At 69.4% G+C, this 15,883-nt stretch carries 20 protein-coding genes; 8 read left to right on the forward strand and 12 right to left on the reverse strand.

The window, feature by feature from the left end; all coding sequences use genetic code 11:
• From ACFY7C_RS12165 to ACFY7C_RS12200, 8 genes are all read right to left on the reverse strand, one after another.
• A complete protein-coding gene (locus tag ACFY7C_RS12165; RefSeq protein ID WP_389647793.1) occupies nucleotides 1–825 on the reverse strand; it encodes a hypothetical protein in 825 nt (274 codons plus the stop codon).
• 162 nt (nucleotides 826–987) lie between these two features.
• A complete protein-coding gene (locus ACFY7C_RS12170) occupies nucleotides 988–1,344 on the reverse strand; it encodes a hypothetical protein (protein ID WP_389647796.1) in 357 nt (118 codons plus the stop codon).
• Nucleotides 1,341–1,511, reverse strand: coding sequence for a hypothetical protein (locus ACFY7C_RS12175; RefSeq protein WP_389647798.1), 171 nt, complete (start codon nucleotides 1,509–1,511; stop codon nucleotides 1,341–1,343). Before ACFY7C_RS12175 ends, ACFY7C_RS12170 begins: the two co-directional genes overlap by 4 nt.
• On the reverse strand, nucleotides 1,508–1,852 hold the full coding sequence (locus ACFY7C_RS12180; RefSeq protein ID WP_389647801.1) for a hypothetical protein: 345 nt from the start codon (nucleotides 1,850–1,852) through the stop codon (nucleotides 1,508–1,510). Before ACFY7C_RS12180 ends, ACFY7C_RS12175 begins: the two co-directional genes overlap by 4 nt.
• Nucleotides 1,849–2,283 (reverse strand): hypothetical protein, encoded by a 435-nt coding sequence (locus tag ACFY7C_RS12185; protein ID WP_389647803.1) that lies wholly within the window; start codon nucleotides 2,281–2,283, stop codon nucleotides 1,849–1,851. The genes ACFY7C_RS12180 and ACFY7C_RS12185 overlap by 4 nt, the downstream gene beginning before the upstream one ends.
• Nucleotides 2,280–2,606 (reverse strand): hypothetical protein, encoded by a 327-nt coding sequence (locus ACFY7C_RS12190; protein WP_389647805.1) that lies wholly within the window; start codon nucleotides 2,604–2,606, stop codon nucleotides 2,280–2,282. The genes ACFY7C_RS12185 and ACFY7C_RS12190 overlap by 4 nt, the downstream gene beginning before the upstream one ends.
• Before the next feature lie 82 nt (nucleotides 2,607–2,688).
• A complete protein-coding gene (locus ACFY7C_RS12195; protein WP_389647808.1) occupies nucleotides 2,689–2,883 on the reverse strand; it encodes a hypothetical protein in 195 nt (64 codons plus the stop codon).
• Nucleotides 2,880–3,179: a helix-turn-helix domain-containing protein gene (locus ACFY7C_RS12200; RefSeq protein WP_389647810.1), complete on the reverse strand. Its 300-nt coding sequence runs from the start codon at nucleotides 3,177–3,179 to the stop codon at nucleotides 2,880–2,882. Before ACFY7C_RS12200 ends, ACFY7C_RS12195 begins: the two co-directional genes overlap by 4 nt.
• A gap of 296 nt (nucleotides 3,180–3,475) precedes the next feature.
• On the opposite strand from ACFY7C_RS12200, the gene ACFY7C_RS12205 reads away from it, so the two are divergent.
• On the forward strand, nucleotides 3,476–3,877 hold the full coding sequence (locus tag ACFY7C_RS12205; RefSeq protein WP_389647813.1) for a hypothetical protein: 402 nt from the start codon (nucleotides 3,476–3,478) through the stop codon (nucleotides 3,875–3,877).
• A 7-nt stretch (nucleotides 3,878–3,884) separates the two neighbouring features.
• Here ACFY7C_RS12205 and ACFY7C_RS12210 read toward each other — a convergent pair whose 3' ends face one another.
• On the reverse strand, nucleotides 3,885–4,835 hold the full coding sequence (locus ACFY7C_RS12210) for a LuxR C-terminal-related transcriptional regulator (protein WP_389647816.1): 951 nt from the start codon (nucleotides 4,833–4,835) through the stop codon (nucleotides 3,885–3,887).
• Nucleotides 4,836–5,008: 173 nt separating this feature from the next.
• Here ACFY7C_RS12210 and ACFY7C_RS12215 point away from each other — a divergent pair, with 173 nt between their 5' ends.
• Nucleotides 5,009–5,203 carry a hypothetical protein gene (locus ACFY7C_RS12215; RefSeq protein WP_389647819.1) on the forward strand — a complete coding sequence of 65 codons (195 nt, stop codon included), beginning with the start codon at nucleotides 5,009–5,011 and terminating at the stop codon, nucleotides 5,201–5,203.
• Nucleotides 5,204–5,593: 390 nt separating this feature from the next.
• Here the strand turns inward: ACFY7C_RS12215 and ACFY7C_RS12220 are convergent, their stop codons facing one another.
• The gene (locus ACFY7C_RS12220) at nucleotides 5,594–7,267 is read right to left on the reverse strand and encodes a recombinase family protein (RefSeq protein WP_389647821.1); all 1,674 of its coding nucleotides are present in this window, start codon (nucleotides 7,265–7,267) and stop codon (nucleotides 5,594–5,596) included.
• A 44-nt stretch (nucleotides 7,268–7,311) separates the two neighbouring features.
• Between ACFY7C_RS12220 and ACFY7C_RS12225 the strand changes: the two genes are divergently transcribed.
• Both ACFY7C_RS12225 and ACFY7C_RS12230 read left to right on the forward strand, forming a co-directional pair.
• Nucleotides 7,312–8,820, forward strand: coding sequence for an MFS transporter (locus ACFY7C_RS12225; RefSeq protein ID WP_389647824.1), 1,509 nt, complete (start codon nucleotides 7,312–7,314; stop codon nucleotides 8,818–8,820).
• 127 nt (nucleotides 8,821–8,947) lie between these two features.
• Nucleotides 8,948–9,358 carry a peptidase inhibitor family I36 protein gene (locus tag ACFY7C_RS12230; protein WP_389647827.1) on the forward strand — a complete coding sequence of 137 codons (411 nt, stop codon included), beginning with the start codon at nucleotides 8,948–8,950 and terminating at the stop codon, nucleotides 9,356–9,358.
• Here ACFY7C_RS12230 and ACFY7C_RS12235 read toward each other — a convergent pair.
• Nucleotides 9,339–10,097 carry a potassium channel family protein gene (locus tag ACFY7C_RS12235; RefSeq protein ID WP_389647830.1) on the reverse strand — a complete coding sequence of 253 codons (759 nt, stop codon included), beginning with the start codon at nucleotides 10,095–10,097 and terminating at the stop codon, nucleotides 9,339–9,341. The two genes, ACFY7C_RS12230 and ACFY7C_RS12235, sit on opposite strands and share 20 nt — an antisense overlap.
• Before the next feature lie 117 nt (nucleotides 10,098–10,214).
• Complete coding sequence (gene aceE, locus ACFY7C_RS12240) at nucleotides 10,215–12,947, reverse strand: pyruvate dehydrogenase (acetyl-transferring), homodimeric type (RefSeq protein WP_389647832.1); 2,733 nt, start codon at nucleotides 12,945–12,947, stop codon at nucleotides 10,215–10,217.
• 416 nt (nucleotides 12,948–13,363) lie between these two features.
• Here aceE and ACFY7C_RS12245 point away from each other — a divergent pair, with 416 nt between their 5' ends.
• From ACFY7C_RS12245 to ACFY7C_RS12260, 4 genes are all read left to right on the forward strand, one after another.
• Complete coding sequence (locus ACFY7C_RS12245) at nucleotides 13,364–13,786, forward strand: DUF3052 domain-containing protein (RefSeq protein ID WP_389647834.1); 423 nt, start codon at nucleotides 13,364–13,366, stop codon at nucleotides 13,784–13,786.
• A gap of 138 nt (nucleotides 13,787–13,924) precedes the next feature.
• On the forward strand, nucleotides 13,925–14,395 hold the full coding sequence (locus ACFY7C_RS12250) for a peroxiredoxin (protein WP_389647837.1): 471 nt from the start codon (nucleotides 13,925–13,927) through the stop codon (nucleotides 14,393–14,395).
• Between the two features lie 151 nt (nucleotides 14,396–14,546).
• A complete protein-coding gene (locus ACFY7C_RS12255) occupies nucleotides 14,547–15,122 on the forward strand; it encodes a TerD family protein (protein ID WP_132917322.1) in 576 nt (191 codons plus the stop codon).
• Nucleotides 15,123–15,297: 175 nt separating this feature from the next.
• Nucleotides 15,298–15,873 carry a TerD family protein gene (locus ACFY7C_RS12260; RefSeq protein ID WP_389647840.1) on the forward strand — a complete coding sequence of 192 codons (576 nt, stop codon included), beginning with the start codon at nucleotides 15,298–15,300 and terminating at the stop codon, nucleotides 15,871–15,873.
• Nucleotides 15,874–15,883: the final 10 nt, after the last annotated feature.

Below are 15,883 nucleotides of genomic sequence, written 5' to 3' on the forward strand. Positions count from 1 at the left end.
TCAGGCCGCCTTTCGGATCTGTGGCACGGCCGGGGCCGTGAGCGCGGGGTACGTGGAGGGGGCGGCGTGCAGCCAGCGGGTGCCTTCGAGGAGGCCACGGAACGCGCGGTGCGCGGCCCGGTCGGCCGGCATCGGCACGAGAGCGTGGCTGCGGGCGCGGAGGTTGAGGACACCGGTCCGCTCGATGGGAGGCATCGGGGCGTCGGTGTCGTCGGGGAGGAGGACCGTCTCGCAGAAGCGGAGTGCGGCCAGCTGGAGCGTGTTCTCCGGGTACACCGACTTCGCGGGGCGGGTGGCGGACGACTTGTAGTCGATGAGCCACAGCTCCAGGCGCCCGCCCGGGCCGGTCGGCAGCCAGATCAGCAGATCGGCGGTGCCGGCGTATCCGAGGCGGCGGTGCAGGCAGGTGATCTCGGTGGCTTCGACGTGCTTGTTGAGGTCGACACCCCACGACGCCAGCCACAGCTTCAGCTGGTGCAGGTACGGCGCCACCTCGGGGTCGTCCGCGACGGGTGCGCCGAGGACGTGGGCTTCGGCGGCGGCGTGGACGCGGTCGCCGAGGTTGGCGGCGCGGTCCTTGGCGTCGCGGTGCACGGCCTTGATCTCCCTGGCGACCTCGGTGTGGTCGGTGACCAGCCGCAGGGTGATCGACGGCAGGTGGGTGAGGACGTGCTCGACGGTCAGCTTCACGGCCCACGGGACCAGGGCCTTCTTCGCGACGGCGGTGTCGAGGACGTTGGTGACGGACACGAGGTCGGGGCCCCCGGCGGGGTCGCTGTAGTAGCGGCCCCGCTCGGTGTCCCGCGCGTGGCGGGGCTGGGTCACAGTGCGCTCCTGATGGCGGTGATGGTGAGGGCGATCAGCGCCCACAGGACGGCGGAGAGCAGCAGGCCGTAGACGCAGCCACGGGCGAGACCGGGGCTCATCGGGCACCCCCGGTGCAGGTGCAGTCCTCGAAGAGGAGGCGGCAGATCGGGCAGCGGCTGGTCACGCGGCCTCACCGCCCCGGCGGGGGCCCGGCACCTGCCGCAGACGCGCGGCCCGCAGCAGCTGGTCGGCGAGCTCCAGCGCCCGCGTGCCGTACAGCGGAACTCGCGATGACGCGCGCTCCGTCAGCTCCTGCTCCAGCTGTTCGCGGTCGAACTTCGCGTGCACCGGAGCGGTCTTCTCGTCGGCGACCTCGTGCAGCAGGTCCCACAGGTCCGTGGACTGGCCGTCGAGGAGGGCGTCGAGGACGTCGCCGACGACGAGGCGGGTGAGCGCCTCCAGGTCGAGGACGACCCCGGCGGGGATGGTGCGGACGTAGAGGGGGATGGGCCCGGTGACGGGCTGGTCGTTGCTCACAGGGCGCTCCCGGCGGTCGTCTTACGGGCGTTGCGGCGCGCGATCATGCGGGCCTTGATCTGGGCCTGCGTCGGCTGCTCCCACGAGTGCCAGCCGACGGGCGGCTTCCACTGCCGGGAGTGCGAGCGCTCCTCGATGCCGCACCAGCGGCAGGCGGACGGCGTCACGACCGCACCTCCGGCAGGTCGCGGCCGAGCGCGTAGTCGTGGTGCAGCGGCGAGTCGTGCGGGTCCTCCGCCTGGCGCTGCAGCGGCTCCGGCGCGGCGGTGGTCAGCGCCTGCAGCACGTGCATCTGCGTGTCGAGGTGGAGGTCCCAACGGGGCTCCAGCGCCGCAGTGACTGCGGCCCGCTCGGCCTCAAGCTCAGCCACCCGGACCCGCAACGCCGCGAGCTCCTGCCCGACCTCGGCGCGCACCTCGTCCCGGTACGCGTCGAGCTCGGCGACCGCCCGGTCCTGCGGGACCTGCGCGCCCGTGAGCCGGGCCAGCATCCACGTCCGCGCGCTCATGCGGCACGCTCCGGGGCCGTCGCCAGCTGCTCCAGCAGAGCCACGGCCTCGTCCACCGTCCGACCGGGCTCGTCGCCCCAGGCGTCGACGTGCCGCTCCAGGGACAGCAGGTTCGGGTCGTACGGGCCGCCGTCGATGCTCAGCGCCACGAACCCGATGGCGGTGTCGGCGAGCTGAGACGTGCGGTGCGGGTCGCCGGTGGCGGCGCACCGGATCGCAGCGACCATGCTCATCGGGCGGGAGGCGTGCGGCGTCTTCAGCGTCCGGTCGAAGGGGTCCGGCAGGTAGTCGTGCTGCCAGAACCCGTTCATCTGGAGGAGCCGGGCGGCGGCGAGGAGGACGTTGGGTACGGTCGTCGGCTGCGGCGGGGGCAGCAGGACGAGGAGGGGGCGGCGGTCGCCGGTGGGGACGTTGGTGGGGTCGGTGATCACGCCGCGACCTCCACAACGGCGACGTTGACCAGTGCCCAGAAGCGCACGGCCACGCCGTCGCACTGGACATGCGCCTCGGTGCAGACGAGGTTCGGGTCGTCGGCGTAGTTCGGGGTCAGCACCGGCTCGACGCCGTACTTCTCAGCGGCCGCGAGCACGTGCTCCGGCATCTGGTGGAAGTACACGTCCACCTCGGAGGTGATGCCCAGGCACTGACGAACGCTGACAGAGGTCGGCGGCTCGTCCAGCGAGGCGGTGACCATCTCGGCTACCGCGAACGCCCGCATCAGGGCGTCGTGGGAGCGGATAGAGTGCGTGTTCACGGGTTCCTCGATTCCATGGGTCGGGGTTTCCGGAGGGGCTGCACACGGACCGGGCTGGGTCCGGAGCGGCCCCGCTCTTCTTTCAGGCCGCTCGGGCGGCGGGCGCCGGCGCGGCTACGGAGATCTCGCCGGCGGGCCGGGTGAAGATCCGACGCAGCGCGTCGATCACCTCCGGGCTCGGGGGCGGGGCGGCAGCGACTTCGGCACGGATGTGCTCGATGACGGCGTCGCCGAGGAGCTGGCGGTACTGCTCGCGGATCTCGTGAGCGCGGCTCATGCGGCGTCGGCCTCCTCACCGCTCGGGACCAGCTGCACAGCGGCGGCCCGCTCGACGGGGATCCACAGCACGAGCACATCGACACCGATGGCCGCGGCAATCGCGTAGGCCGTCTCGCCGGCCACCGATTCCTGATCTCCGGCGAGCAAGTTGCCGATGGTGGTGTGGGGGATCCCGATGGCGGCGGCCAGCTCACGGATGCTGAGCTGGGCACCAGTGCCGGTGCGCTGCATCAGCAGGCGCAACAGCTGAGGACTGACCAGCCGGTGCATCGGCAGCGGAGGGCGCACATTCACCTCATCACGTTGACTCTCAGGTGGGTCAGGCTGCCCCATCTGTGGGGCAAGATGAGCATGGCACACCCTGGACGATCTGTCCATCACGTGGGGCAGAGTGTCCCAGTCATGGGTCAGGGGGAAGTAAGGCTTGATTTACCTACGCGTACTGGCGGGAGTGCCCCATTCCGTGGACACTCTGTCCAGCAAGCAAAACGACCGGCGGGGCAGACCTCGGCATATGCCACAGGTGTCCCGCCGAACTCATGGACACCCGAAGAAGCACCACCACACGTGGGAGTGGCAGGATGATCGACATGGCTGAACAGGAGCAGTCGCTCAGGACCCTGTCCGAAGTCCTACGCGAGCGCCACCAGGAACTCGGGATCAGCTACCGAGCCCTGGAGGAGCGGTGCGTGTTCCCTCCGGATGTCGCTCTGAAGAGGAGCACGCTGGAGCGGCTCGAGAAGGACGCCCCCAATCTCACCCCGCCGAAGCTCCCTGAACTTCAGGCGCTTGCCGCCGGCTATGACCTGCCGCTGCCCTTGCTTCAGGACGCCGCGGGCTATCAGTTCCACGGCGTCACAACGCAGTGGAGCGCCTCGGGTAAGGCCCGCGCCTTCGTCGCCCGGTTCGACCAGCTCGATCCAGCCGACCAGGATCGCGTTCTGGCCATGTTGGAGGCCTTCGCCTCGGCCAAGCCGAAGACTCAGAAGTAGCTGACCGTCAGCCCTCCGGCTGCTGCTTTCCGTACCAAACCGCGAGCTGGAAGGTCGTCGATAGGCCCAGCTCCGCACGCATCGCTGCGATGTCCTTGGCCACCGTCCGCTCGCTGACGCTCAGCCGCGTCGCGATCTGCCCCTGCTCGAAGCCGGCTGCCAGCAGCCGCAGTACCTCCTGCTGCCGCTTCGCCAGGCGGCCCGTGGACTTCTTGACCTCCTCGTCCTCCCAGGCCTCCGCCCGCACCCAGTCATGCAGGTACGAGTCCCGCATGTAGGTGACTGCGGCCAGGTCCCGGACGTGCCACCCCGACATGTCGGTCTCGTCGCCGCTCGCGACGTTGCGGATGAAGGCCTCGCGCGAGTCGATGATGATGATCTGCGAGAACGGGCCGTGGAGGACGCGGATCTCGGCCCCGTGGGCGAGCATCTCGTGGGTGTAGTCCTTCACGGCCGGGTTCACTCGCGTGCTCGCGTGATACAGGATCCGCATTTGCACGCCGCGCAGCAGTAGCTCGATGTCCCGTTCCATGACGCTGTCGATGATCGCGCGTTTCCGGAAGCCGGGCTGTGCCGTCAGAACCTCGGTGGTGGCCCTGTTCGTTGCCTCGGCGATCCGCGCGGACACGAGCTCCGGCGTAGGCAGGTATTCCGCGCTGGGGCCGCTCCAGAAGCGTGCCTCGCTGTGACGGGCGGCGAGGCGGTCGAGCGCGGCGATGCTGGCCATGCGCTGGGCTGTGCGGTGGAGGGCGGTCTGCTCCGCGGCCATGAGGCGCCTGATCGCGAGCTGGGCATCGAGCGCGACGTATCGCCCGGGCCTGACAGGGTTCGGCGCGACCAGCCCGAGCGCCTGGAGCTCCTGCAGGCCGGGGGCGTCGTCTGGCACCAAGCGCTCTTCGATGATGAGTTCGTAAGTCTCGTCCGCGCCGGACGGAAGGTCGAGCTCGGAGCCGTGCATGCGCTGCCTCCCCTGTGGTCCCTTGCGCCACATGATTGCAGATACCCGCAACTGCAGAAATCGGAAGTGGCATATGACTTGAACATTGCACTAAGGATCGGCGAGCGTACAGTCAGTAAGCCGCGTTCGTACAATCAATCGATTATGGCTAGCCTCACTTGAAGGAAGTGACCATGCGACCCAAGACGCTCGCCGCCCTCGCAGCCGCCGCCCTCACAGTCGCCGGCCTCGCCGGAACCGCTGCTGCCACCAGCCCCGAGCCGACGACCATCGTCGCTGACACCGGGTGGGGCCGCCCTGCCCCCGAGCCCACCCCGAGCGAGCCCACGGCCACCCCTGTCGCCAACAACGACACCGGCTGGGGCTAACCAGCACCAGATCGCCGCCGAGCCCCACACCCGCGCGGCCCCAGCACCACCCGCACCACCACTACCAAAACGACAGAGCGACACAGGGGGGCCGAGTGGACGGCGTCATGGCCGCGCGGCAGGCGAGCGTACGGATTGAGCTTGAGAAGCTGCCTGGGGGACTCACAGTGCTGCCCGTAGAACGAGAAGGCGAGCTCATCTGGCTCGTCGACCCGGACCACATGACCGAGCAACTCTGCGCCGACATCAACGAGGCCCTCGGGCACATCGTCGACAACGGCCTGTGGCAGCAGCGCTGGGACGACGGCTCCCAGCCGGGCATCCCCTGAGATCCCCAAGGGGGGCAGCAAGAAGCGCAGCACGCGCAGCGTGCTGCGCTTCCTCACGTCCTCAGCCCAGCTTGGCCGCGCGCCGGCTCCTCGCTTCCTCCAGCTCCTTCACCGCAGCCTCCTGCTGCGCCTGCGCATGCTCCTTCGCGGTGATCGGCCGCTTGATGAACCCCGGCTGCCCGACGAACGAAAGCTTGATCCGCCCGGGCTCCAGCGACCGCACCCCCTTCCGCGACGCCTTGTAGAGCCGCACCGTGACCACCTTGCGCAGCACGTCCCGCTTCTGATCCAGCGACAGCCCCGGCCGGCCGTTCTCCTCGTCGCCGAACCAGACCACCCAGGGGTCAGTCGCCAGAATGAGCTCCTGCAACGTCTTCGGGACCCCCGCCGTCATCTCGGAGACCTTCTCCTCCGCCGCCTTGATCTTCGGGCCAAGAGACCGTTCCAGAACGGACAAGGCTTGAGCCGACAGCCGAAACGCTCCGAGCTCCTCGTCGAACTCAGTTGCCAGCGCCTGCGCTTCCTCCAGCTGCTCCGTCAGTGCCTTCAGCTGGGCCCGGACCTTCTCCAGCTTCTTGTCCCGCTCGTCGTCCTGGGGAAAGAACGCCTCGCGCGCGACCGGAGAGGCCAGCCACTCCAGGACCGCCGTCTCGACGAACGCGTCCAGCCAGTCCTCGCGCAGCGCCGTGTCGTACGCTTCCATGCAGTTCAGGTACTGCACGCCGCTGTTGCGCTTTCCCGCGGTCAGCAGCGCGTGGTCACCACACTCGCCGCACAGCGCGATCCGCGAGAGCAGATGGGCCGCACGCGACTCCCGCTGGGTCCGCCGGGCCGGGTCCTCCAGCTTCTCCTTGACCCGGTGGAACATGGCCACCTCCTCCTCGCTCTCCAGGAGCGCCGGCCACGCAGCGTCCCCAATGATCTCGCCCCGATGGACCTTCTTCCCGATGTAGGCCGGGTTCAGGAGCATGGCGCGGACGTGGTCGGGGGTCCACGGGATGCCGTTGGGGCGCTCAGCTTGCTTCCCGAGTCCGCGGAGCCACTTCGCGATGCGGTAGGTGGAGATGCCGGAATCGGCGTCGATCCAGCACTGCTTGGCGACGTCGACCTTGTCGTCCTCGAGGAACTGGCCGAGCAGCTCCCCCGTGGACGAGTCGTAGAGGCGCCTGTACGCGAAGATGAGCGGCCCCCAAGGCTTGCCGTCCTGCGCATGCGCAGCAGCCGTCCTGGAATTGGTGATGTGGATGCTGTCCGCTTCCCCTTCGGCCGCGAGGGCGTCCTGGGCGGTGATCCGGCGGTCTTCCGGCTTGGACAGGTCGTAGACGTTGCCGCCGTAGCTGAGAAGGGTGTCGGCCTCCATGCACGCGTTCCGCAGGGTGACGTACTCGGCGATGTCGCGGTAGAGGCGGTTCGGCAGGAAGGCCATGATGAGGTCGAGCTTGCCTGCCCTGATCGTGTCGACCATGGCAATGAAGTCGTCGCGCTTCCTGGTGGTCGCGCGGCGAGGGTTGGTCGGACTGCGGTTGCCGTACCGGCTGGCGGATACGCCCGGGTCCCCGAATTCGGCGACGACTTCGATACCGAACCTGTCGCACAACGCATGGTCGTGCTCGAACTGTTCGGCAACCGAGGACGCCTTCCCTGTCCGGTCGTCGCTCTGGCGGCCGTACAGACCGGCGCGCAGCGGCCAGCGCTTGGCGTAGACCAGGTGGGCGTATTCCAGTGCTACAGGCATACCGGCACTGTAGAGATGACCTACCCACCTAAGGAAGATTTGGGGTGGCCGTCGGCGTGATGATGGTCGCGCTCGACGGCACGATCGTCGCCATCGCCAATCCCGCCATCAAGGAAGACCTTCAGGCCTCGCTGGCCGAGGTCCAGTGGATCACCAACGGCTACCTCCTGGCCCTCGCCGTCGCCCTGATCACCGCCGGCAAGCTCGGCGACCGCTTCGGGCACCGCCAGACCTTCCTCATAGGCATCGCGGGCTTCGCCCTCGCCTCCGGCGCGATCGGCATGTCGAGCTCGATCGGGCTCGTGATCGCCTTCCGCGTCCTGCAGGGCCTCTTCGGCGCCCTGCTCATGCCGGCCGCGCTCGGCCTGCTGCGGGCCACCTTCCCCGCCGAGAAGCTGAACATGGCCATCGGCATCTGGGGCATGGTCATCGGCGCCTCCACCGCCGGCGGCCCGATCCTCGGCGGCTTCCTCGTCGAGAACGTCAGCTGGCAGTCCGTCTTCTTCATCAACGTCCCCGTCGGCGTCCTGGCCCTCGTCCTCGGCCTGGTGATCCTCAAGGACCACCGCGCGGAGAACGCCCCGCGTTCCTTCGACGTCTTCGGGATCGTGCTGCTCTCCGCCGCCATGGGCTCCCTCATCTGGGGCATCATCAAGGCCGGCGAGTCCTGGGGCTGGGGCAGCGCCAACACCTGGGGCTGCCTGATCGGCGCCGTCGTGCTCTTCGCGGTCTTCGCCGCCTGGGAGACCAAGGTCAAGGAGCCGCTCATCCCGCTGGCGATGTTCCGCTCCGTGCCGCTCTCGGCCGGCGTGGTGCTGATGGTCCTGATGGCCTTCGCCTTCATGGGCGGCCTGTTCTTCGTGACCTTCTACCTCCAGGGAGTGAAGGGGCTCGGCCCGATCGACGCCGGACTGCGCCTGCTGCCGCTGACCGCGATGATGATCGTCTCCTCGCCGCTGGCCGGCGCGCTGATCACCAAGTTCGGACCGCGGGTCCCGCTGGTCGGCGGCATGGTCTGCACGGCCGCCGCGATGTTCGGCATGATCACCCTCGGCTCCGGCACCGGCACGCTCACCATGTCCCTGTGGTTCGCCCTGCTCGGCCTGGGCCTCGCCCCGGTCATGGTCGGCGCCACGGAGGTCATCGTCGGCAACGCGCCGCTGGAGCTGTCCGGTGTGGCCGGCGGTCTCCAGCAGGCCGCCATGCAGGTCGGCGGCGCGCTCGGCACGGCGGTGCTCGGTGCGGTCATGTCCTCGAAGGTGTCCGACGCCTTCGCCGAGAACTGGAAGGACGCCGGCATCCCCGGGCCCGCCGACCCGCGCCTGGAGCAGGCGGCCGAATTCGGCATGGTGCCGCCGGAGCTGGCCAAGGCGCCGGGCATGACGCCGGACATGGTCTCGGTCATCGGCAAGGTCATCCACGACACCTTCCTGCAGGGCATGGGCCTCGCCTTCACCGTCGCCGGCGTGGTGGCCGTCGTCGCCGCGCTCGTCGCCACGCTCACCAAGCGGGGCGCCAACGCGGAGGCGGGCGCCGGCGCCGCCCACATCTGACGTCCTCGGGGTTCCCTTAGGGGGCCGTCACCCGTTCGAAGGAACGGGGGCGGCCCCTCTTCCGTCCCCGGGGTGCGGTGCTCCATCCTCGTGACTACGGAGAGTTACGAAACGGGGGTTCACCTGCATGTACACGAAGACCTTCCTCGCCGCGGCGGTCGCCCTGACCGCCCTCCTCGCGGCCCCGGCGGCGGCCGCACCGGCAGCCGCGCCCGCGACTGTCACCGGCACCGCCGCCCGCACCACCGCCACGGCCCTCGGGGCGTGCGGTCCTGGCCAGCTGTGCCTGTGGCCCAAGGCGGACTTCAAGGGCCGGGCACTGACCCATGAGCTGGCCTCGGTGGACATCGAGAGCTGCACGGCCTTACCTGCGGGCGCGAGCGCCCAGGCGCTCGCCAACCGCACCGGGCGGCCGGTCACCACCTACCAGTCCGCCGAGTGCGCGGAGACCGGCGAGTTCGAGACCTACCCGGGGCGCGGGACCTGGGTGCCACAGACGCCCTACAAGGTCAGGGCGTTCAAGATCTGGGAACGATAGGGGAGGGAATCTGGGGGGCGGCCTGAGCCGGCGGGGCCGAGAGGCGCGCGACCTCGGCCCGCAGCTCCCGCACCTCCAGGGTCAGCGCCTCCAGCAGCTGCGTCTGCCGGCGCTCGACCGCGTCGTCCCGCTCGAAGCGGGAGATGAACCAGGCCGCGATGTTCGCGGTCACCACACCGAGCAGGGCGATCCCGGACAGCATCAGACCGACCGCGAGCACCCGGCCGAGGCCCGTGGTCGGGGCGTGGTCGCCGTAGCCGACGGTCGTCATCGTGGTGAAGGACCACCAGACGGCGTCACCGAGCGTCTTGATGTTGCCGTCGGGGGCGTCCCGCTCCACATGGAGCACGGCCAGCGAGCCGAACATCATCAGCCCGACCACCGCGCCCGCCACATAGGTGGTGAGCGTGATCTGCGGAGCCATCCGGGCCCGCCGACCCACCAGGAGGAGTGTGGAGACCACCCTGAGCAGCCGCAGCGGCTGCACCAGCGGCAGCAGCACCGCGAGCAGGTCGAGCGGGTGCTTGCGCACGAAGGCCCAGCGGGCCGGCGCGAGCACGAGCCGGATCACGTAGTCCAGGGCGAACGCGGCCCACACCGCCCACTCCACCCAGCCGCACAGCCGGTGCACCCAGGGGTCGGCGTCCGGTGCCACGATCGGCACGGCGTAGGCGATGCCGAACGCCACCGCCAGCACCAGCAGCGGCATCCGGGTCCGCTCTTCCCAGTGTTCCTTCATGCCCGGCATCGTAAGGAACGCCGAAGGGCGGCGGGACCACGGTCCCACCGCCCCTCAGCAGGTGCTATGTGCTACCGGCTGCCGGCTACCGCGCCGGTTCGTCACGGCGTCACGGCGTCACGCGTCGCCGCCCGCCGGGCCCGGGTCGGCCGCGGCGACGTCGAGCAGCTGGTAGCGGTCGACGGCCTGCTTGAGGACCGAGCGGTCGACCTTGCCGTCGCGGGCCAGCTCCGTGAGCACCGCCAGCACGATGGACTGGGCGTCGATGTGGAAGTAGCGGCGGGCGGCGCCCCGGGTGTCCGCGAAGCCGAAGCCGTCGGCGCCGAGGGAGGTGTAGCTGCCCGGCACCCAGCGCGAGATCTGGTCCGGCACCGAGCGCATCCAGTCCGAGACGGCCACGAACGGGCCCTGGGCGTTCTGGAGCTTCCGCGTCACGTACGGGACGCGCTGCTCCTCGTCCGGGTGGAGCAGGTTGTGCTCCTCGACGGCCACGGCCTCGCGGCGCAGCTCGTTCCAGGACGTGGCGGACCAGACGTCGGCGCGGACGTTCCACTCCTCGGCGAGGATCCGCTGCGCCTCCACCGCCCACGGCACGGCGACACCGGAGGCCATGATCTGGGCCGGGATCGCGCCGGCCTCGCCGGCCCGGTAGCGGTAGATGCCCTTGAGGATGCCGTCGGCGTCCACGTCGGCGGGCTCGGCCGGGTGCTGGATCGGCTCGTTGTAGACCGTCAGGTAGTAGAAGACGTCCTCGGCATCGGGTCCGTACATGCGCCGCAGACCGTCCTGGACGATGTGCGCGATCTCGAAGCCGAAGGCGGGGTCGTAGGCGACACAGGCCGGGTTGGTCGAGGCGAGCAGGTGCGAGTGGCCGTCCGCGTGTTGGAGACCCTCGCCGGTCAGCGTGGTGCGGCCGGCGGTGGCGCCGAGCACGAAGCCGCGGGCGAGCTGGTCCGCCATCTGCCAGAACTGGTCGCCGGTGCGCTGGAAGCCGAACATCGAGTAGAAGACGTAGACCGGGATGAGCGGTTCGCCGTGCGTGGCGTACGCCGAGCCGGCGGCGATCAGCGAGGCGGTGCAGCCCGCCTCGGAGATGCCGTCGTGCAGCATCTGACCGGTCGGGGACTCCTTGTAGGCGAGGAGCAGCTCGCGGTCCACGGCCTCGTACTGCTGGCCGAGCGGGTTGTAGATCTTGGCGCTCGGGAAGAACGAGTCCATGCCGAAGGTGCGGTACTCGTCCGGCGCGATCAGCACGAAGCGCTTGCCGATCTCCTTGTCCCGCATCAGGTCCTTCAGCAGCCGGACGAAGGCCATCGTGGTGGCGATCGACTGCTGGCCGGAGCCCTTCTTCACCGCCGCGTAGGTCTTGTCCTCGGGCAGCACCAGCGGCTTGGCGCGGACCACGCGGGTGGGCACGTACCCGCCGAGCGCCTTGCGGCGGTCGTGCATGTACTGGATCTCCTCGGAGTTCCGGCCCGGGTGGTAGTACGGCGGCAGGCCGCCCTCCAGCTGCTTGTCCGTGATCGGGATGTGCAGCCGGTCGCGGAAGCGCTTGAGGTCGTCGACCGTCAGCTTCTTCATCTGGTGGGTGGCGTTGCGGCCCTCGAAGTTGGGGCCCAGCGTCCAGCCCTTGACGGTCTTGGCGAGGATCACCGTCGGCTGGCCCTTGTGGGCCTTGGCCGCCGAGAACGCCGCGAAGATCTTCCGGTGGTCGTGACCGCCGCGGCCCAGGTGCAGGATCTGGTCGTCGGTCATGTTCTCGACCATGGCCCGCAGCCGCTGGTCGTCGCCGAAGAAGTGGTCGCGGATGTAGGCGCCGGTCTCCGTCGCGTACGTCTGGAACTGGCCGTCCGGCGTGGTGTTCATCCGGTTGACGAGCACGCCGTCGCGGTCCTGGGCGAGCAGCGGGTCCCAGGAGCGGTCCCAGACCAGCTTGATGACGTTCCAGCCGGCGCCGCGGAAGACGGACTCCAGCTCCTGGATGACCTTGCCGTTGCCGCGCACCGGGCCGTCGAGCCGCTGGAGGTTGCAGTTGACGACGAAGGTGAGGTTGTCGAGGCCCTCCCGGGCCGCGATGGTCAGCTGACCGAGCGACTCCGGCTCGTCCATCTCGCCGTCGCCGAGGAAGGCCCACACATGCGACTTGGAGGTGTCGGCGATGCCGCGCGCCTCCATGTAGCGGTTCATCCGGGCCTGGTAGATCGCGCCGAGCGGGCCGAGGCCCATCGACACGGTGGGGAACTCCCAGAAGTCCGGCATCAGGCGCGGATGCGGGTAGGAGGACAGGCCGTCGGGGAACTTCGACTTCTCCTGGCGGAAGGCGTCGAGCTGCGTCTCGTTCAGCCGGTCCAGCAGGAAGGCGCGGGCGTAGATGCCGGGGGAGGCGTGGCCCTGGAAGAAGATCTGGTCGCCGCCGTCGCCCTCGTCCTTGCCGCGGAAGAAGTGGTTGAAGCCGACGTCGTACAGCGAGGCGGAGGAGGCGAAGGTCGCGATGTGACCGCCGACCCCGATGCCGGGGCGCTGGGCGCGCGAGACCATCACGGCGGCGTTCCAGCGGGTGGCGTTGAGGACCTTGCGCTCGATCTCCTCGTTGCCGGGGAAGAAGGGCTCGTCCTTGGTGGCGATGGTGTTGACGTAGTCCGTGCTGCGCATCTCGGGGACGGCGACCCGCTTCTCACGGGCTCGCTCGATCAGCCGCAGCATGAGGTAGCGGGCCCGCTCCCGGCCTCGCTCGTCGACGGCGGCGTCCAGGGAGTCGAGCCATTCCTGGGTCTCTTCGGGATCAAAATCCGGGACCTGGCTGGGAAGACCGCCAATGATGATCGGGTTGCGATCGGATGCGGAAGCCACGCTGTTCCTTCGCTGGTCGTGGAGCCCCCGGGGAAGGGGAGCCCCGCTGAGGCCGGGATGTTCATCGTGTACCCCGGCGGTGGCAAACGTCATCTTTACCGAGAGGTAACCCTCCCGGGGTGCCCTGTTCGGTCAAATCGCAACCTTACGCCCATCCCGCGCATGCGTTTCGTCAGCATGTTCGGCAGACTGAAGCCGCAGAGCCCCACAATGCGGGGCGAAGAGTGCGTGACTCGTCACGGAGCGCGACGGGCCCTCGCCGGAGGTTGCGGCGAGACGGCCCCAAACGTCACCGTTTCGGCGGTCTCATCGGCCGGGTACTTGCGCGATCAGCCCCGGCACGTGTGGACTACGGCCAGCGCCGCGCGCCCGCGCGCGGTCGAAGCATTTTCCGATACATGATCAGGAGGCAAGCCGTGAGCGCGACCGCGGACCACGCGGAGGAGCGGACCAACCCGGCAGCGAGGCTGGGGTTCGAGCCCGGACAGGTGGTCCAGGAGATCGGCTACGACGACGACGTCGACTTCGATCTCCGCGAAGGCATCGAGTCCACCATCGGCCAGGAACTCGTGGACGAGGACTACGACGACGTCGCCGACGTCGTGCTGCTGTGGTTCCGTGACGAGGACGGTGACCTCACCGACGCCCTGGTGGACGCCATCGGTCTCCTGGAGGAGGGCGGCTCCATCTGGCTGCTCTCGCCGAAGACGGGCCGCGACGGCTACATCGAGCCGAGCGACATCAACGATGCCGCGCAGACCGCTGGTCTCTCCCAGACCAAGAGCATCAGCGTCGCCAAGGACTGGGTCGGCACCCGACTCGGCACCCCGAAGCGCTGATCCTTCCCCACATACGCTGCACGGAGCCCCCGCCGGTCACACCGGCGGGGGCTCTGCGCATCCCCGGCCGCCCCTTAGGGTGGGTTTCACCGATTCGGCCCAAGCAGCCGGGCCGCCGGGCGAAGGGACGCGTACGCGATGGCGATCGAGATCGGGGCCGAGGCTCCGGACTTCGAGCTGAAGGACAACCACGGCCGCACCGTGCGGCTCTCCGACTTCTTCGCGGATCCCGCGACCAGCAAGAACGTCGTGCTGTTCTTCTACCCCTTCGCCTTCACCGGCGTGTGCACCGGTGAGCTGCGCGAGCTGCGCGACAACCTGGACCGCTTCGTCAACGACGACACCCAGCTGCTCGCCGTCTCCAACGACTCCATCCACACCCTGCGCGTCTTCGGCGAGCAGGAGGGCCTGGAGTTCCCGCTGCTGTCCGACTTCTGGAAGCACGGCGAGGCCTCCCGCGCCTACGGCGTCTTCGACGAGGACAAGGGGTGCGCCGTGCGCGGCACCTTCGTCATCGACAGGACGGGCACGGTCCGCTGGTCGGTGGTCAACGCCCTCCCGGACGCCCGTGACCTGGACGCCTGCCTCGACGCCCTCGCCGCCCTCTGAGCGCACCGCCGACCGGCCCTTGGGGGAGTCCGGCTCCAACACTCGGGCGAAACGTCTGTTTCCACGGGGAACCCGTCACTAGGATCCAGACGTTGATCCGATGCCAACGCACGACTGGGGGCGCTGCCCCTGGAAACCAATGGAGGGACTCGTGGGAGTCAGCCTCAGCAAGGGCGGCAACGTCTCGCTGACCAAGGAGGCCCCTGGCCTGACCGCCGTCACCGTCGGTCTGGGCTGGGACGTCCGCACCACCACCGGTACGGACTTCGACCTCGACGCCAGCGCCATCCTGGTGAACGCGGAGGGCAAGGTCCGCAACGACCAGGACTTCGTCTTCTTCAACAACCTCAAGAGCGCGGACGGCTCCGTCGAGCACACCGGTGACAACCTCACCGGTGAGGGCGAGGGCGACGACGAGCAGGTCAAGGTCAACCTGGCCGGCGTCCCCGCCGACGTCGCCAAGATCGTCTTCCCTGTCTCGATCTACGACGCCGACAACCGGCAGCAGTCCTTCGGCCAGGTCCGCAACGCGTTCATCCGCGTCGTGAACCAGGCCGGCGGTGCCGAGATCGCGCGCTACGACCTGTCCGAGGACGCCTCGACCGAGACGGCCATGGTCTTCGGCGAGCTCTACCGCAACGGGGCGGAGTGGAAGTTCCGCGCCGTCGGCCAGGGCTACGCCTCGGGCCTGCGCGGCATCGCGCAGGACTTCGGCGTCAACGTCTGAGCCGACGCACCGCATCCGTCCGGCGCCGCACCTCCCGTGCGGCGCCGGACGTGCCTCGGGCGCGCCCGCGCGCCCCGCGCACCGCAGAGGGCCGCGCCCGCACAGGGCCAAGCCGCACAGGGCCCGCGCCGTCCGGGGCCCGCACTCGCAGCAACCACCGGGGAGGAACCACGTCATGGGCGTCACGCTCGCCAAGGGAGGCAATGTCTCCCTCTCCAAGGCCGCACCCAACCTCGCCCAGGTGCTCGTGGGCCTCGGCTGGGACGCGCGGTCCACCACCGGAGCCCCCTTCGACCTCGACGCCAGCGCCCTGCTGTGCCAGTCGGGGCGCGTGCTCGGCGACGAGTACTTCGTCTTCTACAACAACCTCACGAGCCCCGAGGGCTCCGTCGAGCACACCGGTGACAACCTCACCGGCGAGGGCGACGGCGACGACGAGTCGCTCATCGTGGACCTCACCAAGGTCCCGGCCCACTGCGACAAGATCATCTTTCCGGTCTCGATCCACGAGGCCGACAACCGCGGCCAGACCTTCGGCCAGGTCAGCAATGCCTTCATCCGCGTGGTCAACCAGGCGGACGGCCAGGAGCTCGCCCGCTACGACCTCTCCGAGGACGCCTCCGGCGAAACGGCGATGATCTTCGGCGAGCTGTACCGCTACAACGGCGAATGGAAGTTCCGGGCGGTGGGGCAGGGGTACGCGTCCGGGCTCCGGGGCATCGCTCTAGACTTCGGGGTCAACGTTTCGTAAAGCCGCGTTC

Origin of the sequence: Streptomyces sp. NPDC012769, assembly GCF_042901205.1 — a bacterium.
Taxonomy (GTDB): domain Bacteria; phylum Actinomycetota; class Actinomycetes; order Streptomycetales; family Streptomycetaceae; genus Streptomyces.

What these genes read in the sequence shown, in the direction of transcription:
- ACFY7C_RS12195 (WP_389647808.1), bottom strand. Translation starts at nt 2,883, where the DNA reads ATGAGCCGCGCTCACGAGATCCGCGAGCAGTACCGCCAGCTCCTCGGC.
- ACFY7C_RS12230 (WP_389647827.1), top strand. Translation starts at nt 8,948, where the DNA reads ATGTACACGAAGACCTTCCTCGCCGCGGCGGTCGCCCTGACCGCCCTC.
- ACFY7C_RS12215 (WP_389647819.1), top strand. Translation starts at nt 5,009, where the DNA reads ATGCGACCCAAGACGCTCGCCGCCCTCGCAGCCGCCGCCCTCACAGTC.
- ACFY7C_RS12180 (WP_389647801.1), bottom strand. Translation starts at nt 1,852, where the DNA reads ATGAGCGCGCGGACGTGGATGCTGGCCCGGCTCACGGGCGCGCAGGTC.
- ACFY7C_RS12210 (WP_389647816.1), bottom strand. Translation starts at nt 4,835, where the DNA reads ATGCACGGCTCCGAGCTCGACCTTCCGTCCGGCGCGGACGAGACTTAC.
- ACFY7C_RS12205 (WP_389647813.1), top strand. Translation starts at nt 3,476, where the DNA reads ATGGCTGAACAGGAGCAGTCGCTCAGGACCCTGTCCGAAGTCCTACGC.
- ACFY7C_RS12235 (WP_389647830.1), bottom strand. Translation starts at nt 10,097, where the DNA reads ATGAAGGAACACTGGGAAGAGCGGACCCGGATGCCGCTGCTGGTGCTG.
- ACFY7C_RS12260 (WP_389647840.1), top strand. Translation starts at nt 15,298, where the DNA reads ATGGGCGTCACGCTCGCCAAGGGAGGCAATGTCTCCCTCTCCAAGGCC.
- ACFY7C_RS12220 (WP_389647821.1), bottom strand. Translation starts at nt 7,267, where the DNA reads ATGCCTGTAGCACTGGAATACGCCCACCTGGTCTACGCCAAGCGCTGG.
- ACFY7C_RS12250 (WP_389647837.1), top strand. Translation starts at nt 13,925, where the DNA reads ATGGCGATCGAGATCGGGGCCGAGGCTCCGGACTTCGAGCTGAAGGAC.